The organism is Klebsiella sp. S69, assembly GCF_016516145.1.
Lineage (GTDB): Bacteria > Pseudomonadota > Gammaproteobacteria > Enterobacterales > Enterobacteriaceae > Klebsiella > Klebsiella oxytoca.
In genome coordinates this window covers 1-24,211 of sequence record NZ_JACVUU010000017.1, presented here as the reverse complement: position 1 = coordinate 24,211, position 24,211 = coordinate 1, and the positions used below count along the sequence as shown (strand labels likewise).

The following is a 24,211-nucleotide window of genomic DNA, read 5'->3' as shown; positions in this document are numbered from 1 at the left end:
AATCTCCTGTCATGTGTGTCACGTTATCGCAACAAATCCGAAACTATGTCGTTTATTTACACAGGATTTGGCCCTATAATCGAGTACCAATTCAGATTATCTGAGGGATCCAATTGCGTTCGCTTATCGCAGACCTGGTGCTGGTCAGATTGCAGAAAGAAACCGATCCGCTCCTGCACAAGCGCCTTTACAAGGCGATTCGCCACGCCATTCTGGATGGTTCTCTCCCGCCCCATAGCCGGCTGCCGCCGTCGCGGGATCTGGCGGGGGAACTAGGAATGTCTCGCAACACAATTTTAACAGTTTACGAACAACTACTGGCTGAGGGGTACGTTGTATCCCGTCGCGGCAGCGGCACTTTCGTGGCGAAAACGCTGCCCGATATGTTTCTTCCCGCCAGCAGCGCCAACGAAAGCCATCCCGCGCAGCCCCCCAGCGGGACTCTTTCCCGTCGCGGCCAACGTCTGCTGGGGCACATCAGCGCCAGCCCGCGTCAGTGGGGAGCGTTTATCCCCGGCGTACCGGACGTCAATGCATTTCCCCACCCGCTGTTCAGTAAAATTCAGGCACGCATCAGCCGCCGTCCAAAACCCGAACAGCTCAGCTATAGCTGTAACGGCGGTACCGCCGAGCTGCAGCACGCGTTGGTGGACTATCTGAGAGTAGCGCGCGGCGTTCTGTGTCAGGCAGATCAAATTCTTATTACTGAAGGGATCCACCAGGCCATCGACCTGATCACCCGCATGCTGTGCGACCGCGGCGATCTCGCCTGGGTGGAGGAGCCTTCCTACTGGGGCATTCGCCACGTGCTGGCGATGAATGAAGTGCGGGCTGAGCCGATTGTGGTGGATGCCAGCGGCCTGTGCCCGCCCGAAAGCGTAGCCGAAGCGCCGCGGCTGATCTTCGTTACGCCATCCCATCAGTATCCCCTCGGCGCGGTAATGAGCCTTGAACGCCGACAGCGCCTGCTCACCCTGGCCCATCAGCACGGCAGCTGGATTGTGGAAGATGATTACGACAGCGAGTTTCGCTTTTCCGGCCAGCCGATCCCGGCGCTACAGGGCTTAGTCCCCGAAGCGCCGGTGGTCTACGTCGGCACGTTCAGTAAAACGCTCTACCCGGGGCTGCGGCTGGGCTACGTCGTGCTGCCTCGACCGCTTGCGGCTGAACTCAAAAACGCCCATGCCGAGCTCTACCGCGGCGGCCATTCGCTTATCCAGCTGGCGCTGGCGGAATTTATCAATGCCGGTCATTACTCGGCGCACATTCGTCGCATGCGCCTGCTCTACAGCCGCCGTCGCGTCTTTTTGACCGAACTGATTCAGCGGCACTGCGGAGCGCATGCGCTGTCGGACTTCAGCGACAATGCCGGACTGCATCTGATTCTGAATTTGCCGGATGAGGCAGATGACGTGGCGATTGCCCGCGATGCCAACGCGCGCAATATTTTAGTGCGTCCGCTGTCGCGCTATTACCTGACGGCGCAGCGGAAGAAAGGACTGTTGATGGGGTTTGCTTCGCAGCCGGAAACGCAGATGGAGCCAGCGTTCAACGTGCTGCTTGAGTGTCTGAACAGGCACTGCCCGCAGGCGCTGACGGAGGCAGAAAAACAAAACGCCCCAACGTAATGTGGGGCGTTATCGCGGGACTGGCGCGCAGATTAGGCTTCGATAGCGGCGCGCAGTTTTTTCATGGCGTTCTTTTCAAGCTGCCGTACTCGCTCGGCCGATACGCCGTAGCGATCCGCCAGCTCCTGCAGCGTGGACTTATTGTCTTCGTCCAGCCAGCGGGCGCGGATGATATCCTGGCTACGTTCGTCAAGACCCTGCATCGCGTCGGTCAGCTTGTTCGCCGCCTGCTCTTCCCAGTTGTCGTCTTCAATGCCGTCGGCAAAGTTAGACGTTTTATCCTGCAGATAGAGCACCGGCGCCATCGGCTGGCTATCAGATTCATCATCCGACGACATGTCGAAGGTCATATCCTGCGCCGCCATACGTGACTCCATCTCACGCACGTCTTTGCTCGATACGCCCAGTTCGCGAGCCACCATTTCGACTTCGTCCTGGTTGAACCAGCCCAGACGCTGCTTAGTTTTACGCAGGTTAAAGAACAGCTTACGCTGCGCTTTCGTGGTCGCGACCTTCACAATACGCCAGTTACGCAGAACGTATTCATGAATCTCCGCTTTGATCCAGTGCACGGCGAAGGAAACCAGACGCACGCCCACTTCCGGGTTAAAACGGCGCACGGCTTTCATCAGGCCAATGTTGCCTTCCTGAATCAGATCCGCCTGCGGTAGGCCATAACCCGAGTAGTTACGAGCAATATGAACAACAAAGCGCAGGTGAGACAGGATCAGCTTTTTCGCTGCTTCCAGATCGCCCTGGTAATGCAGCTTTTCAGCAAGCTCCCGCTCTTCATCAGCCGACAACATCGGCCAAGTGTTAGCAGCCCGGATGTACGATTCCAGGTTACCAACGGGGGCTAAGGCTAAAGTTTGCATATCTTTGGTCATTCAAATCCTCTCAATCGATATCTTCTGGCACCATTCTGTCCTCACAGCGGAGCAACAAACATGCCAGCATTGATGAGCAACGAGAATATCACTCACATTAGTATCAGACAGTGATTTTATCCACAAGTTCCATGCAACGATGTGAATAGATTACGCACAAAATGTGACATGGTTATGAAGTTTAGGGAAGCGTCGACAGGGACTCTTTCCCTGCAGAGAGATATTCAGTGCAGGGAAAGATTATACCAGATTTTTACTACTCGGGAGTAAAGTGACGTAAATGTTGTACAGTTGCCAGCCAGGCGGCGACCCAGCCAATCATTGAGCAAACAATCAGCATCAGCAGGCACTCATCAAAGCCTAAGCCGCTGAGTTCAAACTGCGTGCCGAAGACTTTCGCCACTTCGGTGACCGCCGACGAAAGGCGCATGACCATAATTTCCGACAGGATCAGCGACAGAAACGCGCCGGAGAACCCCAGCAGCGCACCGCCGTAAAGAAAAGGACGCAGAATAAAGCCGTCGGTTGCGCCAATCAGTTTCTGCACGTTAATGGTATCGCGGCGGGCGAAAATGCTCAGACGCACGCTGTTGCCGATCACCAGGAACACCGCCGCCACCATCAGTACGCCGATCATCGCCGACACGCGTCCGACCAGCCCGGTCAGCGACGAGAGGCGCGCAAACCAGCTATCATCCATTCGGACTTCATCAACGCCCTGAACGTGGCTCACGCGGTCGCGCAGCGTGTTCAGCGCTTCGACACTCTGGAAATCAATTTTCGGCACGACGATCGCCACCGCCGGCAGCGGGTTCTCTTCCAGCATATCCAGCGCGCCGCCGAAGCCTGACCAGTTGCGGAATTCGCCAAGGGCTTCATCGCGCGACAGATAGTTGACCTTCTCGACGCCCTGCTCCGCCTGCAGCTGCCCGACTACCCGCGCAGCGGCATCGTCATCCAGCGTTTTCTCCAGATAGACGGTGATTTGCGGCGTGGGATAATACTGCGACGCCGCGGTGCTGACGTTTTTGTAGACCATGTAGCAGACGCTTGGCAGGGTCAACGAAATGGCGATTACCATCACCGTCAGGAACGTCGCCAGGGGCGTGCTTTTCAGATCCTGCACCGCGCCATGCCAGGCATAGCGCACCTGTTCATTGAACACGTTGCTCTTGCGGGAAGCCGGATTCGGCGCCGCCTTAGGCCGCTTCGACGTATTGCGTCCACCGCTGCCGCCCGCTCCGCCCGCATTGCGGAAACGATCGAATCGATTGCCGAACCGGCGAATGTGGTTCATTGCCTCGCGCTTATTCACCGATATGGCCTCCATGCATATGCCCCTCGCTGAGGGACAGAACGCGATACGGACGACTGGAGATAAGCCCCAGATCATGCGTCGCCATCAGCACCGTCACCCCAACGCGGTTAAACTCTTCAAACAGACGTAAGATCCCTTCCGACAGCGCTTCGTCGAGGTTACCGGTCGGTTCATCCGCCAGCAGGACCGCTGGTTTGTTGACCACCGCGCGGGCGATACCCACGCGCTGTTGTTCCCCGCCTGAAAGCTGAATCGGCAGGTTTTTCGCTTTGTCCAGCAGCCCGACTTTATCCAGCGCCGCCGACACGCGACGGCGAATGTCATCACCGCTGGCGCCGGCGATAATCAGCGGGATCGCCACATTATCGTAAACGGTACGGTCCATCAGCAGATGATGGTCCTGGAAAATCATGCCAATCTGACGGCGCAAAAACGGCACTTCGCGGCTCTTCAGGCGGCTAATGTCATGGCCGCCGAAAAGGATTTTGCCGGCGCTGGGCCGCTCGATACCGCAGATAAGCTTCAGCAGGGTACTTTTCCCCGCGCCGGAATGGCCGGTCAGAAACGCCATCTCACCCGCCTGCAGGTGAAAAGTCACCCCCTGCAGCGCTTGTCTCCCACCGAGATAGGCTTTGCTGACTTGTTCAAAGCGAATCATTTTTAATCCTCTCGGGCAAAAAGTGCCTCAATAAAGTCGCCCGCATTAAACGGACGCAGATCTTCAATACGTTCGCCAACACCGATGTAGCGAATCGGAATACCGAACTGATCGGCAACCGAGAAGATAACCCCGCCCTTGGCGGTACCATCCAGCTTAGTCAAAGTGATGCCGGTCAGTCCAACCGCCTCATGGAACAGTTTGGCCTGGCTAATCGCGTTTTGCCCGGTGCTGGCGTCAATGGTCAGCATGACCTCATGCGGCGCATCGACATCCAGTTTTTTCATGACGCGGACAATCTTCTTCAGTTCTTCCATCAGGTGCGATTTATTCTGCAGACGACCCGCAGTATCGGCAATCAGGACGTCAATGTTGCGCGCCTTCGCCGCCTGGATGGCATCGAAAATAACCGATGCCGAATCCGCGCCGGTATGCTGGGCAATCACCGGAATATTGTTGCGCTGACCCCACACCTGAAGCTGCTCTACCGCCGCCGCGCGGAAGGTATCGCCCGCGGCCAGCATCACCGATTTGCCCTGCTGCTCAAACTGACGCGCCAGCTTGCCGATGGTGGTGGTTTTACCGACGCCGTTGACGCCAACCATCAGAATGACAAATGGCGCCTTGCCTTCTACGTTCAGCGGCTCGTCCACCTTCGCCAGAATATCGCCCATCTCTTCTTTAAGCAGGCCGTACAGCGCCTCGGCGTCGCGCAACTGCTTGCGGCTGGCGTCGTTGGTAAGATTAGTGATGATCTTACGGGTGGTTTCCACGCCAACATCGGCAATCAGCAGTTGCTCTTCCAGCTCTTCAAACAGATCATCGTCGATTTTCTTGCCGCGGAACAGACTGATAAATCCGGAACCGAGGTTCTGCTTGGTTTTTATCAGGCTGCGTTTGAGGCGAGCGAAGAACCCTTCTTTGGTGGGTTTTTCCTGCTCTAACGGCGTCACCACGGTTTCGTCCGGCACCACTTCCACGGCGTTTTCCGCCGCATCGGCTGCAGCCAGCGCCTGCGCTTCCAGCTCTTCGTCGGTGATTTCGGCTTCTTCTACCGGCTCAACGATTTCCGGCTCTTCAATGACAGCTTCTTCACCCTTTTCAACAACGACAGCTTCCGGTTCGGCAATCACCTCTTCCGGCGTCAGCTCAACTATAGCTTCAGCCACTACCGGCTCGGCGATAGCTTCTTCAACTACAGGCTCAGCGACAATTTCATCAACCACAGGCGGTTTTGCAATCGTCTCAACCGCCGGGGAGTCGACAACCGCCTGCGGCTGTTCGCTCTCCACAACCTGCCCGGTCACCTCGACCACCTCGGCGGCAAAGGCTTCGGCATCCTGGTGCTCCGTCGCCGGCGCGTCGACCGTTTCCGGCGCAGCCGCAGGCGTTTCGCTTTCCGGAGCCTGTTCTTCAACCTCTTGCTGGGCTTCTACTTTTTGTTCTGCGTCGGTTTCCTGCGCCTGTTCTTTTTGACCAAAGCCCAGCCAGGAAAAGAAGCCACGTTTTTTGTCTTTCGCCATTTGCGACTACACTCCTCGCTGTTAATTCATGGCACAGCTTCGGCCTGTTGATAGCGGAAGCTGAAAAATGATGAAATTAGTCGGATAGTCTACCACTTAACTTAACTCGCATCACCGCCCCCGGATTAAGGTTTCGTCAACCGCTGGCGATCGTTAGAATAGCAGCCCGGAAGTTGAGACTTGAGCAAAGAAATGAAGAAACCAAACCACGCAGGCAGCGGTCAGATCCGTATTATCGGCGGGCAATGGCGAGGCCGTAAATTACCGGTGCCGGAGAGCCCGGGTCTGCGCCCGACCACCGACCGGGTGCGCGAAACGCTATTTAACTGGCTAGCGCCGTCGATCGTTGACGCGAACTGCCTCGATTGCTTCGCCGGCAGCGGCGCGCTGGGCCTTGAAGCCCTCTCCCGCTACGCGGCTAACGCCACGCTGCTGGAAATGGAACGCGGCGTCGCGCAGCAGTTGCAAAAAAATCTGGCGACTCTCAAAGCCAGCAACGGCAAAGTCGTGAATACCAATACCTTAGCGTTTCTTGCTCAGGCGGGCACGCCGCATCACATCGTGTTTGTCGATCCCCCGTTTCGCAAAGGGCTGCTTGAAGAGACGCTAAAGCTGCTGGAAAACAACGGCTGGCTTAGCGATGAAGCGCTCATCTACATTGAAAGTGAAGTTGAAAACGGGTTACCGCCGGTGCCTGTAAACTGGCATCCGTACCGTGAGAAAGTAGCCGGACAGGTCGCCTACCGTCTCTATCAACGTGAGGCACAAGGAGAAAACCATGCTGATTAACTTTGGCCGCTTGCTGATGCTGTGCGTGTGGGCGTTTTTATTGCTGAATCTGTTCCAACCGTTCCCAAAGCCGCTCAATATCTTTGTTAACGTGGCGCTGATCTTTATGATTCTGATGCACGGCCTGCAGCTCACGCTGCTCAAGGCGACGCAGACGAAAGAGATGCCGCCGCTGGGGCGCTTCGAGCAAATTCGTATTTTCATCTTCGGCGTGTTCGAACTGGTCGCCTGGCAGAAAAAGCTCAAGGCGACCCTGAAGAAGAAATAAGGCCGAATAAAAGGTTCAGGGCTCGGGCGTAAAACCCATAAACCGCGAACCTTTATAGCTCAGTACGCCCTTATCGCCGACGCTTAGCGCATGATACTGCGGCGCCTGCAGACGAAAAACCACTTCCAGCCCGCCGCTTTCCGGCCTGAAGCTTGCTTCATAACGCATTTCGCTGCCGGCAGGCGTCACCGTCTGCTGGCGCGAACGGCGATCGTTAATCACCTTCTCCCGCTTATTGCTCACCACCACCCGTTTTTGCAACAGCGGCGCGGCATCGTTATCCATTTTTTCCCGACGCTGCTGCACATAGCGATACGACGCGGCAACCGCAATGATGGCAACGGCAACCATAAAAAACAGCGGAACTTTACTCATTCACCTTGCCCCCAGGAATTATCAGGAATAAGCATACTGTGGCTTGATTATCATTGTCATCTTCCTCTGCAAACCACTACACTGAGATTCAGTACTGTAAGTACAATCACTTACGTAATGATAACAGATACAGGGACTTACTATGCTTTGGTCATTTATTGCTGTCTGTTTCTCCGCATGGCTTTACGTCGATGCGTCTTATCGTGGGCCTGCCTGGCGTCGCTGGGTGTTTAAACCCGTCACGCTGATCCTGCTTCTGTTACTGGCCTGGCAAGCGCCGATGTTTAACGCCATCAGCTATCTGGTGCTGGCGGGGCTTTGCGCCTCGCTGGTCGGCGACGCGCTGACCCTGCTGCCGCGGCAGCGGGTAATGTACGCCGTGGGGGCATTCTTTCTCTCGCATCTGCTCTACACCATCTGGTTTGCCAGCCAGCTGACGCTATCTTTCTTCTGGCCGCTGCCGCTGGTGCTGCTGATCCTCGGCGCGCTGCTGCTGGCGATTATCTGGACGCGTCTGGAAGAGATGCGGATGCCGGTGTTTACCTTTATCGCGATGACGCTGGTGATGGTCTGGCTGGCCGGGGAGCTGTGGTTCGCCCGCCCGACGGATACCGCCCTGTCCGGCTTCGCTGGCGCGGCATTCCTGCTGCTCGGCAACGCGGTCTGGCTGATCAGCCATTATCGCCGCCGCTTCCGCGCTGACAACGCGATCTCCTCGGCATTTTACTTCGCCGGGCACTTCCTGATCGTCCGCGCGCTTTATTTGTAATTAAGCGCTTGACTCTGGAGTCGACTCCAGAGTGTATCCTGCGGGTAATGAGAAAATTATCATTACCCGGAGGGTCCTATGTCGGCTCCAGAATCGCAGGATAAAAAAGTCCCACACTTCTCATCGTTAAAATTTACCCCTGCCGCGCAGCCGGCGGAAAGCTGCTGCGCGGACCACGCCTGCCGCAGCGAAACCACCGAGGAAAACGAGGCTCTGAGGCACGCACGCTTTAGTTGGCTGGTAGAAGGCATGGATTGCGCAGCCTGCGCGCACAAGGTCGAAACCGCCGTTCGCCAGGTACCGGGGGTCAGCCAGGTGCAGGTACTGTTCGCCACCGAAAAGCTGCTGGTCAACGCCGAGGGCGATGTTGGTCCGCAAATCGAAAGCGCCGTGCGCGCCGCGGGCTATCAGCTGCGTGATGAAAACGCACCACGGGCAGAGGAGTCCACCTCGTGGCTGCGCGAGAATCTGCCGCTCATCACGCTGGTCATCATGATGGGACTAAGCTGGGGGCTGGAGCAGTTCAGCCCGCCTCTGGGCGAAATCGCCTTCATCGCAACCACGCTGGTTGGCCTGTGGCCGGTCGCCCGGCAAGCGATACGCCTGATCAGAAGCGGAAGCTGGTTCGCCATTGAAACCCTGATGAGCGTCGCAGCCATCGGCGCGCTGTTTATCGGCGCCACCGCCGAAGCGGCGATGGTCCTGCTACTGTTTTTAATCGGCGAACGTCTTGAGGGATGGGCCGCCAGCCGCGCGCGGCAAGGCGTCAGCGCATTGATGGCGCTGAAGCCCGACACGGCAATCCGCGTACGCGATGGCGTGCGTGAAACCGTAGCCCAGCGCGACCTGCGCCCCGGCGACGTGATTGAAGTCGCCGCCGGAGGCCGCCTCCCTGCCGATGGCCAGCTACTCTCCCCCTTCGCCAGCTTCGATGAGAGCGCTTTGACCGGTGAATCCGTACCGGTAGAGCGTAACGCCGGGGAACGCGTAGCGGCCGGCGCCACCAGCGTCGATCGTCTGGTACAGCTGACGGTGATCTCCGAACCGGGCGACAGCGCTATCGATCGTATTCTTAAGCTGATTGAAGAAGCGGAGGAGCGCCGCGCGCCGATTGAACGCTTTATCGATCGCTTTAGCCGCATCTATACCCCGGCGATTATGGTCGTCGCCCTGCTGGTGGCCATTGTTCCGCCGCTGCTGTTTGCGGGCGCCTGGCTGCCGTGGATCTATAAAGGCTTAACGCTGCTGCTGATTGGCTGTCCGTGCGCGCTGGTGATCTCCACCCCGGCGGCAATTACCTCCGGGCTGGCGGTAGCGGCACGACGCGGCGCGCTGATTAAAGGCGGCGCGGCGCTGGAGCAGCTCGGCCGCGTGCGCCAGGTGGCGTTTGATAAAACCGGTACCCTGACCATCGGCCAGCCGCGCGTCACCGCGGTGATGGCGACCGCAGACATCAGCGAAAACGATCTGCTGGCGCTCGCGGCCGCCGTGGAGCAAGGCTCCAGCCACCCGTTAGCCCAGGCTATCGTGCGTGAGGCAGAACAGCGCCGGCTGGTCATTCCGTCGGCAAGCGATCAGCGCGCGCTGGCCGGATCCGGCATTGAGGCTCAGGTTGAAGGACGCCAGGTGCTGATTTGCGCCGCCGGTAAAACTCGCGATCCGCAGTACGATGAACCTATTCAGCAGCTGGAGAGCGCCGGGCAAACCGTGGTGCTGGTAATGCGCGATAAGACGCTGCTGGGGATTCTGGCGCTGCGCGATACGCTTCGCGATGATGCCCGTCAGGCGGTGGATGAGCTCCATCAGTTGGGCGTTCAGGGAGTGATACTGACCGGCGATAATCCACGTGCGGCGGCGGCTATCGCTAACGAGCTGGGACTGGCGTTCCGCGCCGGGCTGCTGCCCGCGGACAAAGTGCAGGCGGTGATAGCGCTTAATGCCCAGTCGCCGCTGGCCATGGTCGGCGACGGTATCAACGATGCGCCGGCGATGAAAGCGGCGACGATAGGTATCGCGATGGGCAGCGGCACCGACGTTGCTCTGGAGACCGCCGATGCGGCATTGACCCATAACCGCCTGACCGGGCTGGCGCAGATGATTTCGCTGGCGCGCGCCACCCACGCCAATATCCGGCAGAACATCGCCATCGCTTTGGGTCTGAAGGGCATTTTCCTCGTCACCACCTTGCTCGGCCTGACCGGCCTGTGGCTAGCGGTGCTGGCTGATACCGGGGCGACGGTGCTGGTCACCGCTAACGCGCTGCGGTTGCTGCGCAAGAAGTAAGGGCAAGCCCCGGAGGCGGCGCTTGACGCGCCTTGCCCGGGCTACAGGTTAGTGCGGTCTGTTTTTTGTAGCCCGGATAAGGCGTCAGCCGCGATCCGGGGAGGCCTGGCTCAGTGGCTTTTACGAATCAGATAGCGGTACGGCAGCGCCTCGGTTTCCTGCGCCAGTAGCTCATGCTCCATAAAGCGGCAGAAACCGGGAATATCGCGGGTGGTCGCCGGATCGTCGGCCACGATTAGCAGCGTCTCGCCCACCGGCATCGTACGCACGGTCTTGCGCACCATCATCACCGGTTCCGGGCAACGAAGCCCCTGCGCATCAAGCGTATGGTCAGGGCTGGAGAAAAGTTCGCTCATTTTCATCTCACATTAACAAAACGGCCCTAGTTTACCCCCAGTTCGCCAGTACGCAAGCCAGGTTAACGTTTGCGCGAAAAACAACCATTGCATTACGCACGCAACGCAGTATCATGCAGCCGTTTTTATTGGGTTCCCTCACCCCAACTCTCTGGCCCTAAATCATTCGAGTTGCAGAAAGGCGACGACGCAGCGAATTTCCAGGAGCTTACATCAGTAAGTGACTGGGATGAGCGAAGAAAGTTAACGCATCTGCAGCTTGAAGAATAATGGGCATAAAAAGGTCACAATATGAGTCCGTTTACTACCGTACAGCGTAAAAAAGCGCTGATCTGGCTATCGCTTTTCCATCTGCTGGTCATCACTTCCAGTAACTATCTGGTGCAGCTACCGATCTCCATCTTTGGTTTTCATACCACCTGGGGCGCGTTCAGCTTTCCGTTTATTTTCCTCGCCACCGATCTGACGGTACGCATTTTCGGCGCTCCGCTGGCGCGACGCATTATCCTCGCGGTGATGATCCCGGCGCTGCTGATCTCCTACGGGGTTTCCGCGCTGTTCTACATGGGCGAGTGGCAGGGCTTTGCCGCCTTAACCAGCTTTAACCTGTTTGTCGCTCGTATCGCCGCCGCCAGCTTTATGGCCTACGCGCTGGGGCAAATCCTTGACGTCCACGTCTTTAACCGCCTGCGTCAGAGCCGCCGCTGGTGGCTGGCGCCCACGGCATCCACCCTTTTCGGTAACATCAGCGATACGCTGGCCTTCTTCTTTATCGCCTTCTGGCGCAGCCCGGACCCGTTTATGGCGGCGCACTGGGGGGAAATCGCCATCGTCGATTATTGCTTCAAAGTGCTGATTAGCATCGTATTCTTCCTGCCGATGTACGGCATGTTGTTGAATATGCTGCTGAAAAAACTGGCAGATAAATCTGATTTATCCGCATTGCAGCCAGGTTAAGAGTACTCGCGAAACGATGTGATAAGATAAGCGAATGAGCCGTTAATGGCCGTTTATCGAAAGGAAGATGTCAATGCGCAATTTGGTTAAATATGTCGGTATTGGCCTGCTGGTTATGGGGCTTGCTGCCTGTGATAACAGCGATACCAAAACGCCGACTGCCGGGGCTGCTGCGGAAAGCAACGCCAGCGGGCAACCTATTAGTCTGCTGGATGGCAAACTGAGCTTCTCCCTGCCTGCCGGTATGACCGACCAGAGCGGCAAGCTGGGCACCCAGGCCAACAATATGCACGTCTACTCTGATGCCACCGGACAAAAAGCGGTGATCGTGATTGTTGGCGACAATACCAACGAAGAGCTGGCGGTGATGAGCCAGCGCCTGGAAGAGCAGCAGCGCAGCCGCGACCCGCAGCTCCAGGTCGTGAGCAATAAATCCATTGAGCTCAAAGGCCACACCCTGCAACAGCTGGACACCATCATCTCCGCTAAGGGCCAGACCGCCTGGTCTTCCGTGCTTCTCGGCAAGGTTGATGACAAACTGCTGACGCTGCAGATCACGCTGCCAGCGGACAACCAGCAGCAGGCTCAGACCGAAGCGGAAAACATTATCAACACCCTCGTCATCCAGTAACTACTGGCCTGACGCCGCGGCCTCCGGTTCATTGACCGGGGGCCGTTTTTTTAATCGCCATCCCAGCAGCAGCGCTACCGCGACCAGCCCCGCCGTCGCCAGATAGATCGATGAAATTCCCGCCCACGCCATCAGCAGCCCGGCCAGCGGGCCGGTGATCCCCAGCGAGAGATCCATAAAAACCGTATAGGTTGCCAGCGCCGACCCCTGGTTGTGCTGCGGCACCGCCTTCACCGCCACCACGCCAAGCGCCGGGAACACCAGCGAAAAACCGGCTCCGGCAAAGAAAGTACCGATTTTCGCCATCAGCGGCGTCTCCGCCAGGCCCACTAACAGCAGCCCGATAATCTCGACGACAAAACAGATCATCGCCACGTTCAGCCCACCGAGGCGATTAATTCCGTTGGGAAACAGCAGGCGAGTGCCGACAAAGGCGCAGCTAAACAGCGTCAGGGCGAAGGCCGCGCCGTCCCAGCCTTTGGCATCATAAAACAGGGTGATAAAGGTGGCGATAACGCCGAAACCCGCCGATGCGAGGGCCAGCGCCATGCCGTAGAGCCAGACGCGCCCCAGCACCGCGCGAAACGACATCGCTTTACCCTTACCCGCTTTTACCGCCGCCCGCGGCAACGCGCACAGCACCGCCACCAGCGCAACCGCCATAATCGTCAACGCCAGACCGTGCAGGCCAATCAGCGAGTAACAGAGCACCCCGAGCGGCGCGCCCATCGCCATCGCCCCGTAGGTCACAATCCCGTTCCAGGAAATAACCCGCCCGATATGCAGCGAACCGACTACCCCTACGCCCCACAGCGTTGAGCCGGTGCCCGCAAAGCTCTGCCCGATGCCGAGAATAATGCGCCCCAGACACAACAGCGCCAGACTAACCACGGGCCAGCCGCCGCATAACGCCGCCAGCAGATAGCACAGTCCGCTCAGAAAGCAGCCGCACAGGCCAAAAACAACGATTTTTTTCGGGCCCAGCAGATCGGCATAGCGCCCGGCGTGAGGGCGGCTGAGCAGCGTAGCAAAATACTGCAGGCTAATCACCAGCCCGGCCCAGAAGGCGCTATACCCCATTACATCATGAACATAGCCGGGCAATACCGCCAGCGGCAGGCCTATGGTCAGGTAGCTGGCAAAGTTAAAGATAACGACAGAGACAATCCGCAGATTGAGGCGCAATCCATTAAGCGCCGGTTCAGCGACGGTTTCGGGCATCGGGTTCCACCAGATTTTTACAACAGTGTTTCATTTCTACCACGCCGCACGTTATAAATCAGCAGCCAGATTAGGATTCCTGGCAGCAAGCCAGACGCTACACTTAATGAAAATCATAGAAAGGAAGAGTGAATGACAACCCCTCAGCCCGATAAAACGGGCATGCATATTCTGCTCAAACTGGCGTCACTGGTGGTTATCCTCGCCGGTATCCACGCCGCGGCAGATATCATCGTGCAGCTATTACTGGCATTGTTCTTCGCCATTGTCCTGAATCCGCTGGTCACCTGGTTTATTCGCCGCGGTATCAGACGTCCGGTAGCCATTACCATCGTGGTCGTGGTGATGCTGATCGTACTTACCGCGTTAATTGGCGTGCTGGCCGCATCGGTTAACGAATTCGTCGCCATGCTGCCAAAGTATAATAAGGAGCTGACGGCGAAAGTCCTGCGCCTGCAGGAGGCGCTGCCGTTTTTGCATATTCATATGTCCCCGGAACGTATGCTGCAACGCATGGACTCCGACAAGCTAATGACGTTCACTACCGTCCTGATGACTGGCCTCTCTGGCGCCATGGCCAGCGTTATTTTACTGGTCATGACCGTGGTCTTTATGCTGTTTGAAGTCCGTCATGTCCCCTATAAACTCCGCTTTGCACTGAACAACCCGCAAATCCATATCGCCGGTCTTCACCGGGCGTTAAAAGGCGTCTCGCATTATCTGGCGCTGAAAACGCTGCTCAGCCTGTGGACAGGGGTGATTATCTGGTTAGGACTGATGCTGATGGGGGTTCAGTTTGCGCTGATGTGGGGCGTGTTGGCTTTTCTGCTGAACTATGTGCCTAACATTGGCTCGGTGATTTCCGCCGTCCCGCCAATGATCCAGGCGTTACTTTTTAACGGTTATTACGAATGCCTGCTGGTTGGCGCGCTCTTTTTAGTCGTGCATATGATTATCGGCAATATTCTCGAACCACGCATGATGGGCCACCGGTTGGGCATGTCTACGTTGGTAGTTTTCCTCTCATTGCTGGTCTGGGGGTGGCTGCTTGGTCCGGTGGGAATGCTGCTGTCGGTGCCGTTAACCAGCGTCTGTAAAATATGGATGGAAACCACTAAAGGCGGCAGTAAGTTAGCCATCCTGCTCGGGCCCGGACGCCCGAAAAGCAGGCTGCCGGGCTAGCCCTGCCGCTTCACCGGCCAGAAGATCGTCAGCACCCCGGCGACAATCAGCAGCACGCCCAGCAGCGATTGCCAGTGGAAAGGTTCATGCCAGCCGGGGAGCCAGATGGCGGCGGCCCAGACCAGAATGTAGCTCAGGCTCAGCAGCGCGTAGGCTTTCGCCAGCGGCAGCTGATGCAGGGCAAAGTACCAGCAGACCATCGACAGCAGGTAACCCAAAAGACCAAACGCCAGGCCAAAGGTGCCCGCCCGCAGATGCAGCAGATGGTTGAGGAAGGTAAATAAATCCGTCAGCGGCGGCAGCTCGACCATCGCGCCGCGCAGCAGCAGCTGCGCGGCGCTCACCAGTCCGACGCTGAATAACGCCCAGATTAAGCCCATCAGATGCGGCTCCCCAGAATAACGATCCCAACGACGATAAGCGCCACGCCAAACCAGTGGCGACGCGCGACCGGCTCGCGCCAGATCCCCCATGCTGCCAGCGTCACCCAGACAAAGTTCAGGCTCAGCATAGGGTAGGCGATGCTGACCGGAATCGACTGCAGCACGCTAAGCCACAGCAGCATGCTGCAGCCCAGAGAGAGCAGCGCCAGCCCCAGCCAGCCAAGAATATGGTGCCCGCGCCGCCCGGATTTGGACGGGCGGGTCGCCTGTTTCTGGCACAGCTGTCCGGCGCAGCTCAGCAGGCTGGCGAAAACCAGACAGATCCACACGCTCATTGCGGCAGGTACTGGATAAACACTACCCGCCCCAGCTCATAAGAGCTATCCGGTTTCGGTAGCGGTAGATCGGCCATACTCTCTCCTTTATCCATCAGCAGAACCAACGAGATCGGCCCCTGCTGGCGGTGCGCCGCTAACCAGTCAGCAAATTGCGCCTTATCGACAAACTGGTGCTGCGCATCCGGCCAGGAGAGACCATATTTCAGCTCGCCCTGCTTGTCGAACAGGATAATATCGCTGCGCTTGAGCTCCCAGGACAGTCCGCCGGCAATACCGACGTTATTGGTCAACACGTAGCGGCTCGGCGTCAACGATTCGCTCACGATATCCACCATAAACTGCGGCTGCTTGCTGTCGATAACCCGGTCGGGAATCGCGAAACCCACCAGCAGCGCCAACCCCAGCGGGCAGCACGCGGCAAGCGTCCAGCGGCGACCGTTATTCTTCATCGCCAGCCATCCCATCAGCGCCCAACAGCCGAATATTAGCGCCGCCAGCAGGCATTTATACAGCTCAATATGGCTCCATACCGGCTTGTGCATAAAGCCCCACGGCGAAACCACCAGCACCGCTACCAGACCAATCAGGCCAAAAGCCAGGTTGATCGCGCCGTTAATTTTCAGCGCTTTCGCCCCCGCCTTTGCCGCATCCAGCGCGTAGCGCGCCATCAGAATCGACAGCGGCGCGAAACACGGCAGGATGTAGGTCGGAAGCTTACCCTTAGCAATGCTGAAGAACAGAAACGGCATCGCCACCCATCCGAGCAAATAGAGCGCCCCGCGCGACTCGTCGCGCTCGGTCCAGCCGCGCTTGAGCGCTCCCGGCAGCAGCGCCAGCCACGGCAGGCTTCCGGCAATCAGGAATGGGATGTAGTACCAGAACGGCGCTTTATGCTGGGCATCTTTTTCCGCGAAACGCTGGATATGTTCAACCCAGAAGAAGTAGCGCCAGAAGTCCGGCTCTCGTTTGGCGATGGCCAGCCCCCACGGCAGAACCACCAGCGCGCAGACGCCCACCGCCAGCCAGCCGTAAGTCAGCACTTCACGCCAGCGTTTACGCGCAATGACCCATGGCAGCACTCCAACCACCGGCACCGCCAGCGCGAGGAAGCCTTTGGTCATCACCCCCATCCCGCAGGCCACGCCCAGCAAGACGTAGCCGAAGATTTTACCGCTGTGGCTTTGAGCCTGCGCCGCCCCCCAGAAGCTGCACATTGCCAGCGCCAGCCACATGGTAATCATCGGGTCGAGCACCGCATAGGTGCCGATACCGTAGACCAGCAGCGCGGTCAGGAATATCACTGGCGACAAAATCGCCAGGCGTTTATCGCGGAAAATACGCCATGCAAGCCAGGCCACCAGCAGGGCGGTGACGGTAATGGAGAACACCACCCCAAAGCGGACGGCAAAATTATTATGACCGAATAGCCACTGGCCGATGCTGTTGATCCAGTAGCCGGCAATCGGCTTCTCAAAGTAGCGCAGACCGAGGAAGTGCGGCACCACCCAGTCGCCGGTCGCCAGCATTTCGCGGCTGATCTCCGCGTAGCGGGTTTCATCCGGTTGCCACAGCAGGCGGAAGTTGAGGGGGAGTAAATAGTAGAGGACAAAAAGGGCGACCAGAGAGGCGCCGTAGCGAATGCTTTTCATCAAACACCCGAATTCAGTAATTGTTCACGCCCAAGCCAGCCTTCCCGGCCGGCTAATTCACCACGAACCACCTTGCCTCGCGGCAGCGCGCTAAAATCGACGGGCAGCAGCTGGCTTAGCGGGCAAAAACGGATCTCTTGCTGAGCGGCCATGGTCAGCAGCTCGTCAAACTGTTGCGCAAAGGCGATCCCTTCCACTTCAGCGTGGATGGTATAGACCGGGGTGCCCTTATCGCGGTGGATGCAATCCAGCAGATAGCGATTGAAGCCCGCAATATCGACCGCGCTGCCGACCACTTCATCCCAGGTGGGTAAGGTAACCGGGATCTGCACGGTCCCGGAAGCGCCGTTACCGAGCTGCGGCAGAAAAGGGGCGGTTCCCCGGCAGTCGCTGTTGTAGAGGAAATCAAACGCCTCTTTGGCTTTAATGACCCGCTGATCGGCACGCCAGCCGGCAACGGCGGAGCAGGTCACCGGACGACCGATGATCCGCTCCAGCTCCAGCAGCCCGCGCTCCACCTCCAGCGTCAACTTCTCCTGCGGCCAGACTCCGCTCCACGTTTGCCAGCTATAGTGATCCCAGGCGTGCAGACCGACTTCATGCTCCTGCGCGGCGGCGCGGATAACCTCTTCATTGCCCGCGCCGATCCTGCGCCCTGGCCAGGCGGTACCTGCCAGCAGGATATCCCAGCCGTACAGCGAAGCGGCCTTTGAGCGCAGCATCTTCCACAGAAATTTCGGTTTTATCAGGCGCCATAAATGACGCCCCATATTGTCCGGCCCGACGCTGAAAAAGAAGCTTGCCTGAATCCCGTGCTGGCTCAGCAGAGCCAGCAGCCGTGGGACCCCGTCCCGCGTGCCGCGAAAGGTATCGACATCTATGCGTAAGCCGACCTGTTTCATGATTTGCCGTTGTCCGTCAATTCAACCGTGCGCAGGAAGAAGTCCAGGGTATGTTCCACGGTCTCTTCCATTTCGACCGTCGGCACCCAGTTCAGGCAGCGTTTCGCGTTGCGAATGCTGGGCTTACGGTGCTCGACGTCCTGATAACCCTTCCCGTAATAATCGCTGCTTTCCACTTCGCGGAAACCGGCAAACGGCGGGAAACGGTCGCGCAGCGGATGACGTTCAAAGCAGGCCAGCAGCATTTCCGCCAGCTCTTTGATGCTCGCTTCGTTATCCGGGTTACCGATGTTGATGATCTGCCCGTCGCAGCGGCCGTCTTTGTTCTCAATGATGCGGAACAGCGCTTCGATACCGTCGCTGATATCGGTGAAGCAGCGCTTCTGTTTCCCGCCTTCAATCAGCTTGATCGGCGAGCCTTCTACCAGGTTGAGGATCAGTTGGGTAATGGCGCGAGAGCTGCCGATACGCGCGGCGTTCAGGTTATCAAGGCGCGGCCCCATCCAGTTGAACGGACGGAACAGGGTAAACTTCAGGCCGTTCTTATCGCCGTAGGCCCAGATCACGCGATCCAGCAACTGCTTGGAGACCGAATAGATCCAGCGCTGTTTGTTAATCGGCCCGACGACCAGATTAGAGGCATCTTCATCGAAATTGTTGTCGGTGCACATGCCGTACACTTCCGAGGTCGACGGGAAAATGATGCGCTTATCGTACTTCACGCAGTCGCGGATAATCTTCAGGTTCTCTTCGAAATCCAGCTCAAACACGCGCAGCGGGTTACGGGTATATTCGATTGGCGTGGCAATCGCCACCAGCGGCAGGACCACATCGCACTTCTTGATGTGATACTCGATCCACTCGGAGTGGATGCTGATATCGCCCTCAACGAAGTGGAAACGCGGGTTGTCGAGGAAGCGGCTGATGGCGTCTGAGCCAATGTCCAGTCCGTAAATCTCGTAGTTGTCGTCCTGCAGCAGACGCTCGGTCAGGTGGTTGCCGATAAAACCGTTCACCCCGAGGATCAGCACGCGGGTGCGGCGCTTAATCGCCACGACCGGTTTGCTGCTCAGCACCGCTCCGGCTACCAGCCCCAGCGCCTGCGCCAGCTGCGTACCCTGCATATAAACGCCGCGCTCGGTCTGCCCGGTGACGATTTCTAATGCCCCTTCCTGACAGGCGACGACCAGCGGCGTGACGGAAAGCACGGTCCCCGCTTTGGCGGCGGGTAGATCGTCACGTACGCGGGACTTCCAGACGATAAACTTGTTCGCGCCAGCATAGCCGAACGCGCCCGGCCATGGATCGGAAACCGCGCGCACAAGATTATGCAGGCTCCGGGCGGAGTGATCCCAGTCGAGGCGACCGTCTTCCGGCGTGCGGCGACCGACCCAGGTCGCCTGGCTTTCATCCTGCACGCGCTCTTCGATTTTGCCATCGCGGATCGCGGGCAGCGCCTGAGCCAGCAGGTCCGACGCCGCAGCGCAGAGTTTACGATGCAGGGCCAACGCCGCCTCATCCTCGCCGATAGCTACGCTTTTCTGCGCTACGATATTCCCGGCATCGGCGCGGCTCACCATGCGGTGCAGCGTCACGCCAGTTTCGCTTTCGCCGTTGACCAGCACCCAGTTCAGCGGCGCGCGGCCGCGGTATTTCGGCAGCAGGGAACCATGCAGGTTAAAAGCCCCCTGCGGCGCGATATTCAGAATGTCCTCGCACAGCAGATTGCGGTAATAGAACGAGAACAGCACGTCCGGTTTTATCTCGCGGAGACGTTCGATCCACAGCGGATGATTCACATCTTCCGGCGCCCATACCGGAATACCTTGTTCCGCGGCAATGCGCGCCACGGAGCCAAAGAAATGGTTTTCGCCAGGGTTATCCGGATGGGTAAAAATGGCGGCGATGTCATAACCGGCATCCAGCAGAGACTGAATACCTGCACAACCCATATCGTGATAAGCGAAGACTACGGCTTTCATGAACGATCTTCCTCTTGAGATGCCGTTTCCGGCTGGCGAACAACACGTTGAATAAAGTAGCGGGGACGGGCGCGAACGTCGTTATAGATACGGCCGATATACTCCCCGAGCAGACCCATACCGACGAACTGGGCGCCGATAAACATAAACAGCACCGCGAACAGCATGAACACCCCTTCCGCCGCCCACTGCGGGCCAAATACCAGGCGCAGCACCACCAGCAGCAGACCGAAGGCGAAGCCCAGCAGAGCGATGGCGCTGCCGAACAGGCTCAGCAGGCGCAGCGGCGTGGTAGTCAGGCAGGTCACCAGGTCATACATCAGGTTAATCAGACGCATAAAACTGTATTTGGAATCACCGAATTCGCGCTCGGCGTGCATCACCGGGATCTCCACCGCGCGACGGGCAAAAGTATTCGCCAGAATCGGGATAAACGTACTGCGCTCATGGCAGTTAAGCATCGCGTCGATAATATGGCGGCGATAGGCGCGCAGCATGCAGCCGTAATCGCCCATCGCTTTACCGGTGGTGCGCTGAATCAGACGATTGATCATCCTGGAGGCGCTTTTACGGAACCAGGTATCCTGGCGATTCTGACGCACGGTACCGACAACGTCGTAGCCTTCGTCGGCCTTCTCCACCAGGCGCGGGATCTCTTCCGGCGGGTTTTGCAGGTCAGCATCGAGGGTGATGATCAGGTCGCCGGTGACGTGGCTAAAACCCGCCATAATTGCCGAGTGCTGGCCGTAGTTGCGGTTCAACAGTACCGCCACTACATGGCTGCCTTCGGCTTCAGCGGCTTCGGTGAGCATTCGCGCCGAGTCATCGCTGCTGCCGTCGTCGACCAGCAGAATTTCATACTGCCGACCGAGCGTCGCGCAGGCGGTATCGGTACGGCGGATAAGCTCCGGCAGGCTCTCCTGCTCGTTATAGACAGGAATAACGACCGAGACCTTTTTCACGGGAGGATAGCTAAACATATCAACGTCCTGACAGCTGGTGCAGTGCGGAAATGACCCGAGTGACATCGTCGTCGGTCATATCCGGGAACAACGGGATGGAACAAATGCGCGCGCTGTTCCATTCCGTATGCGGTAATGAAACGTCGGGGAAACGCTCGCGGTAATACTTTTGCGTATGCGCGGCGCGGAAGTGCAGACCGGTGCCAATGCCCATGGCCTTCAGTTTTTCCATCAGGGCATCGCGGCTGATACCGCAGGCGGCTTCATCAACGCGGATAATAAACAGGTGCCAGGCGTGCTGATGCTCCCATGACGGCACCGCCAGCGGCCTGAAAGGCGTATCCGCCAGCTCGCGGAGATAGCGTTGCGCAATGGCGGCACGGCGCTGATTGGCGGCGGCAAGCTTGTCCAGCTGCACCAGCGCCAGCGCGGCGTTGATATCCGCCAGATTGTATTTAAAGCCCGGCGAAATCACCTCCGCCTGCGGGGCGCGGCCCAGGGTCTGCCGATCATAAGCATCTACGCCGAGGCCGTGGAACTTCAGGCTGCGAATACGTGCGGCCAGTTCATCATCGTCGGTTACAACCAGCCCGCCTTCGGCGCAGGTCATATTTTTGATCGCATGGAATGAGAAAATGGCGGTGCCGCGCCAGCCGACGTGACGGCCTTTGTAGTACGTCCCTGCCGCATGGGCAGCATCTTCAATCACCGGAATACCGTGACGCTCGGCAATCGCGCGAATGGCGTCGATATCCACCGGCGCGCCCGCATAGTGCACCGGGACGATCGCCTTGGTCCGTGGAGTGATCGCCGCTTCAACCGCTTCGGGAGTAATCATCAGGTTCTCGGGATCGACATCGATCATCACCGGCGTCGCGCCGAGCAGGCAGATCATGTTCAGCGTGGAGACCCAGGTCTGCGAAGGGGTGATCACTTCATCGCCGGCGCTGATACCCAGCGCCATCAGCGTAACGTGCATGCCGCCGGTCGCCGAACTGACGGCGATGGCGTGACGGTTGCCGGTTAATGCGCAAAACGCTTCTTCCAGCGCCTGATTTTTCGGTCCGGTGGTGATCCAGCCGGATTGCAAAACTTCACGCAGCGCAGCCAGCTCTGCGTCGCCCATCGACGGGCGCGAAAACGGCAAAAAATCGCTCATCATTTTCCTGTTCTATAAATGACCCGACTAAACACGGGGTCGATAAGAAATATCCTGCACCTGCTGACTTAAACAAAATGAAAATGAAAGCAAATCAGCCCGATGCCGCGTTTCATTACTTTGTATTCAGATGTTATTAAATCTAGACAGGTTTGCTTAGGATAATATTAAGAAATTAATATTAATTAATTTATAATGATAATTATGTTTAAATTCAATCAGGTAGGAAAAAATTCAGCGTAAGAAAGGGATGTGTAGCGTTCCCGCCATATGGCGAAATAGCGGGAACGCAGTGGGGAAAAGTAAACGGAGGTTAAACCACTTTTCAATTAGCCATTTTTAAACATGGATGACCAAATATAAAAAATCCAGTCGAATCACTAAAATATTTCAAAATTATTACAGATTGCCAGGAAAATTTTCAGGCAATTCATTAGCCGGGCAATTAATCACTTCGTCATTATCCGCGCCGCAATCGCGCACAAAAGTGATGGTGGCAAACTCATCAATCACCTCCGTCGGATACGCCGGGCCGGCTTCACGGTAGGAAACCATCAGCGGGATATGATCGTTCTGGAAGCAGACGGTTTTTTCCGGATTATTCATCACCCAGCGTGGGAAAAAGATAGTGCCGTGGAACAGTTTGTCGCCGAGGTTTACGATCAGGCTGACGTCGGTACCGGTCGGTTCGGTCCAGGAAATTTTGTAGATGCTTTCACCAACGCGAACGATGTAAGCCTGCTGATCTTTCACCCAACGATTCGCGACGATGCCGCTGTGAATGCGGTAATCCAGAGTGGTGGCGTTTTTCACGTAAATTTCGTAGTTCCAGCCATTATCATAGGTATAAACCAGATGTTTACCGATAAAACCGCTCAGGTCATGTTTGTCGAATGTGCTCATAATTTGTTCTCCTCTATTTGTTGAGAACAAGCATACTGCTTTAAAAAATGGATGAATAACGCTATGTTTGGATTAAACTCATTCACTTTTTAGATGAATCATGCACAAGACTACGCTGGAACAATGGGCGCTGCTGGAAAAGGTGGTCGAACTGGGTAGCTTCGCGAAGGCGGCGGAAGAGACCCACCGCAGTCAGTCGTCGGTGAGCTATAATCTCGCGCTGCTGCAGGAGCGCCTCGGCGTCACGCTACTCACGCCATCGGGCCGTCGCGCGGTGCTGACCCCGGCGGGTGAGCTGCTGCTTGGCCAGGTTAAACCGCTGCTGCAGGCCTTCGCTTACGTCGAAACCCATGCCGCCACCCTGCGCGACGGCACGCGGACCCGACTGGACCTGGTGGTCGACAGCATTTTTCCGCGCGAGCGGCTGTTCGCCATTCTGCGCCAGTTTCAACAGCGCTATCCGCAGACCCAGGTCAGGCTGACCGAAGTGCTGGAAAACGTTGAAGAGGAACATCCGGCCCGCAGCGAGGCGGACGTGATGGTGCTGACCCGCCGCCAGGATATTACCGGCCGCGGCGAATGGCTGATGAATATTGATTTTGTCGCCGTCGCCCATCGCGAGCATCCGCTCTCCGCGCTGCAGGGGCCGCTGGATGATAACGCGCTGGCCCCCTGGCCGCTGGTGCGTATCGCCGATCGCAGCAACGATCCGCAATCCTCCCGCGATGCATGGACCTTTTCCACCATTGATGCCGCCATTGATGCGGTGCTGTACCAGGTCGGTTTCGGCTGGCTGCCGGAGGAGCGTATTCGCCCTCAGCTACAGCAAGGAGTGCTGAAGATGCTGCCGCTGGGACACGGCGCGCGGCGCGCCACGCCGCTGCATTTGATCGTTAAGCGTGATTTAACGCCCATTGATGAGCAGGTCGCCACGCTGCTGGATCTGTTCAGGACCCCCTGAGGGTCTGATAGCCCGGACAGATGCGCAGCATCGCCTCCGGGAAACTCAGCTGCGCTGTGCGCTCTGCTCCCGGGGGCGGCGCTTAACGCGCCTTGCCCGGGCTACAGATTCATCACCGTCTGCGGGC

The 24,211-nt window shown here is 57.7% G+C and carries 24 protein-coding genes; 9 read left to right on the top strand and 15 right to left on the bottom strand.

Going from position 1 to position 24,211, the window contains the following annotated elements:
• Positions 1 to 113: 113 nt before the first annotated feature.
• Positions 114 to 1,628 carry a PLP-dependent aminotransferase family protein gene (locus IAE27_RS16990; protein WP_070555792.1) on the top strand — a complete coding sequence of 505 codons (1,515 nt, stop codon included), beginning with the start codon at positions 114 to 116 and terminating at the stop codon, positions 1,626 to 1,628.
• Positions 1,629 to 1,660: 32 nt separating this feature from the next.
• Here the strand turns inward: IAE27_RS16990 and rpoH are convergent, their stop codons facing one another.
• The 4 genes from rpoH to ftsY all read right to left on the bottom strand — a co-directional run bounded on the left by rpoH (position 1,661) and on the right by ftsY (position 6,014).
• A complete protein-coding gene (rpoH, locus tag IAE27_RS16985) occupies positions 1,661 to 2,515 on the bottom strand; it encodes an RNA polymerase sigma factor RpoH (RefSeq protein ID WP_004106554.1) in 855 nt (284 codons plus the stop codon).
• A gap of 256 nt (positions 2,516 to 2,771) precedes the next feature.
• Positions 2,772 to 3,830 (bottom strand): permease-like cell division protein FtsX, encoded by a 1,059-nt coding sequence (gene ftsX / locus IAE27_RS16980; RefSeq protein ID WP_024274786.1) that lies wholly within the window; start codon positions 3,828 to 3,830, stop codon positions 2,772 to 2,774.
• A complete protein-coding gene (gene ftsE / locus IAE27_RS16975; RefSeq protein ID WP_004106557.1) occupies positions 3,823 to 4,491 on the bottom strand; it encodes a cell division ATP-binding protein FtsE in 669 nt (222 codons plus the stop codon). The genes ftsX and ftsE overlap by 8 nt, the downstream gene beginning before the upstream one ends.
• Positions 4,492 to 4,493: 2 nt before the next feature.
• Entirely contained in the window at positions 4,494 to 6,014 is a 1,521-nt protein-coding gene (gene ftsY, locus IAE27_RS16970) for a signal recognition particle-docking protein FtsY (protein WP_070555794.1), read from the bottom strand.
• Positions 6,015 to 6,206: 192 nt separating this feature from the next.
• Here ftsY and rsmD point away from each other — a divergent pair, with 192 nt between their 5' ends.
• Both rsmD and IAE27_RS16960 read left to right on the top strand, forming a co-directional pair.
• Positions 6,207 to 6,803, top strand: coding sequence for a 16S rRNA (guanine(966)-N(2))-methyltransferase (gene rsmD, locus IAE27_RS16965; RefSeq protein ID WP_023329065.1), 597 nt, complete (start codon positions 6,207 to 6,209; stop codon positions 6,801 to 6,803).
• Complete coding sequence (locus IAE27_RS16960; RefSeq protein ID WP_004106574.1) at positions 6,793 to 7,071, top strand: DUF1145 family protein; 279 nt, start codon at positions 6,793 to 6,795, stop codon at positions 7,069 to 7,071. Before rsmD ends, IAE27_RS16960 begins: the two co-directional genes overlap by 11 nt.
• A 15-nt stretch (positions 7,072 to 7,086) precedes the next feature.
• On the opposite strand, the gene IAE27_RS16955 is transcribed toward IAE27_RS16960, so the two are convergent.
• The gene (locus tag IAE27_RS16955; protein WP_004106576.1) at positions 7,087 to 7,446 is read right to left on the bottom strand and encodes a DUF2500 domain-containing protein; all 360 of its coding nucleotides are present in this window, start codon (positions 7,444 to 7,446) and stop codon (positions 7,087 to 7,089) included.
• A gap of 142 nt (positions 7,447 to 7,588) precedes the next feature.
• Between IAE27_RS16955 and IAE27_RS16950 the strand changes: the two genes are divergently transcribed.
• Both IAE27_RS16950 and zntA read left to right on the top strand, forming a co-directional pair.
• Positions 7,589 to 8,215: a lysoplasmalogenase gene (locus tag IAE27_RS16950; protein ID WP_004106578.1), complete on the top strand. Its 627-nt coding sequence runs from the start codon at positions 7,589 to 7,591 to the stop codon at positions 8,213 to 8,215.
• A gap of 78 nt (positions 8,216 to 8,293) precedes the next feature.
• Positions 8,294 to 10,498 (top strand): Zn(II)/Cd(II)/Pb(II) translocating P-type ATPase ZntA, encoded by a 2,205-nt coding sequence (gene zntA, locus IAE27_RS16945; RefSeq protein WP_154022825.1) that lies wholly within the window; start codon positions 8,294 to 8,296, stop codon positions 10,496 to 10,498.
• Positions 10,499 to 10,608: 110 nt separating this feature from the next.
• Here the strand turns inward: zntA and tusA are convergent, their stop codons facing one another.
• Complete coding sequence (tusA, locus tag IAE27_RS16940; RefSeq protein WP_004106582.1) at positions 10,609 to 10,854, bottom strand: sulfurtransferase TusA; 246 nt, start codon at positions 10,852 to 10,854, stop codon at positions 10,609 to 10,611.
• Positions 10,855 to 11,145: 291 nt separating this feature from the next.
• On the opposite strand from tusA, the gene IAE27_RS16935 reads away from it, so the two are divergent.
• On the top strand, positions 11,146 to 11,811 hold the full coding sequence (locus IAE27_RS16935) for a 7-cyano-7-deazaguanine/7-aminomethyl-7-deazaguanine transporter (RefSeq protein WP_004106584.1): 666 nt from the start codon (positions 11,146 to 11,148) through the stop codon (positions 11,809 to 11,811).
• Between the two features lie 73 nt (positions 11,812 to 11,884).
• Positions 11,885 to 12,442, top strand: a complete 558-nt coding sequence (locus tag IAE27_RS16930) for a DcrB family lipoprotein (protein WP_004106586.1) — start codon at positions 11,885 to 11,887, stop codon at positions 12,440 to 12,442.
• On the opposite strand, the gene IAE27_RS16925 is transcribed toward IAE27_RS16930, so the two are convergent.
• The gene (locus tag IAE27_RS16925; RefSeq protein WP_064343949.1) at positions 12,443 to 13,663 is read right to left on the bottom strand and encodes an MFS transporter; all 1,221 of its coding nucleotides are present in this window, start codon (positions 13,661 to 13,663) and stop codon (positions 12,443 to 12,445) included.
• Positions 13,664 to 13,795: 132 nt separating this feature from the next.
• Here IAE27_RS16925 and IAE27_RS16920 point away from each other — a divergent pair, with 132 nt between their 5' ends.
• On the top strand, positions 13,796 to 14,845 hold the full coding sequence (locus tag IAE27_RS16920; RefSeq protein ID WP_004116107.1) for an AI-2E family transporter: 1,050 nt from the start codon (positions 13,796 to 13,798) through the stop codon (positions 14,843 to 14,845).
• Here the strand turns inward: IAE27_RS16920 and arnF are convergent.
• From arnF to IAE27_RS16880, 8 genes are all read right to left on the bottom strand, one after another.
• Complete coding sequence (gene arnF / locus IAE27_RS16915; RefSeq protein ID WP_047720543.1) at positions 14,842 to 15,225, bottom strand: 4-amino-4-deoxy-L-arabinose-phosphoundecaprenol flippase subunit ArnF; 384 nt, start codon at positions 15,223 to 15,225, stop codon at positions 14,842 to 14,844. The genes IAE27_RS16920 and arnF overlap by 4 nt on opposite strands.
• Entirely contained in the window at positions 15,225 to 15,563 is a 339-nt protein-coding gene (arnE, locus tag IAE27_RS16910; RefSeq protein ID WP_004106593.1) for a 4-amino-4-deoxy-L-arabinose-phosphoundecaprenol flippase subunit ArnE, read from the bottom strand. Before arnE ends, arnF begins: the two co-directional genes overlap by 1 nt.
• Positions 15,560 to 17,215: a lipid IV(A) 4-amino-4-deoxy-L-arabinosyltransferase gene (arnT, locus tag IAE27_RS16905; protein ID WP_047720542.1), complete on the bottom strand. Its 1,656-nt coding sequence runs from the start codon at positions 17,213 to 17,215 to the stop codon at positions 15,560 to 15,562. The genes arnE and arnT overlap by 4 nt, the downstream gene beginning before the upstream one ends.
• Entirely contained in the window at positions 17,215 to 18,117 is a 903-nt protein-coding gene (arnD, locus tag IAE27_RS16900; RefSeq protein ID WP_064371025.1) for a 4-deoxy-4-formamido-L-arabinose-phosphoundecaprenol deformylase, read from the bottom strand. The genes arnT and arnD overlap by 1 nt, the downstream gene beginning before the upstream one ends.
• Entirely contained in the window at positions 18,114 to 20,099 is a 1,986-nt protein-coding gene (gene arnA / locus IAE27_RS16895) for a bifunctional UDP-4-amino-4-deoxy-L-arabinose formyltransferase/UDP-glucuronic acid oxidase ArnA (protein WP_070555796.1), read from the bottom strand. Before arnA ends, arnD begins: the two co-directional genes overlap by 4 nt.
• Positions 20,096 to 21,079: an undecaprenyl-phosphate 4-deoxy-4-formamido-L-arabinose transferase gene (gene arnC, locus IAE27_RS16890; protein WP_004106606.1), complete on the bottom strand. Its 984-nt coding sequence runs from the start codon at positions 21,077 to 21,079 to the stop codon at positions 20,096 to 20,098. Before arnC ends, arnA begins: the two co-directional genes overlap by 4 nt.
• Before the next feature lies 1 nt (position 21,080).
• On the bottom strand, positions 21,081 to 22,220 hold the full coding sequence (gene arnB / locus IAE27_RS16885; protein ID WP_049593678.1) for a UDP-4-amino-4-deoxy-L-arabinose aminotransferase: 1,140 nt from the start codon (positions 22,218 to 22,220) through the stop codon (positions 21,081 to 21,083).
• A 399-nt stretch (positions 22,221 to 22,619) separates the two neighbouring features.
• Positions 22,620 to 23,126, bottom strand: a complete 507-nt coding sequence (locus IAE27_RS16880; RefSeq protein ID WP_024274787.1) for a phenolic acid decarboxylase — start codon at positions 23,124 to 23,126, stop codon at positions 22,620 to 22,622.
• Between the two features lie 97 nt (positions 23,127 to 23,223).
• On the opposite strand from IAE27_RS16880, the gene IAE27_RS16875 reads away from it, so the two are divergent.
• Positions 23,224 to 24,084 carry a LysR family transcriptional regulator gene (locus IAE27_RS16875; RefSeq protein WP_004116128.1) on the top strand — a complete coding sequence of 287 codons (861 nt, stop codon included), beginning with the start codon at positions 23,224 to 23,226 and terminating at the stop codon, positions 24,082 to 24,084.
• Positions 24,085 to 24,211 lie beyond the last annotated feature (127 nt).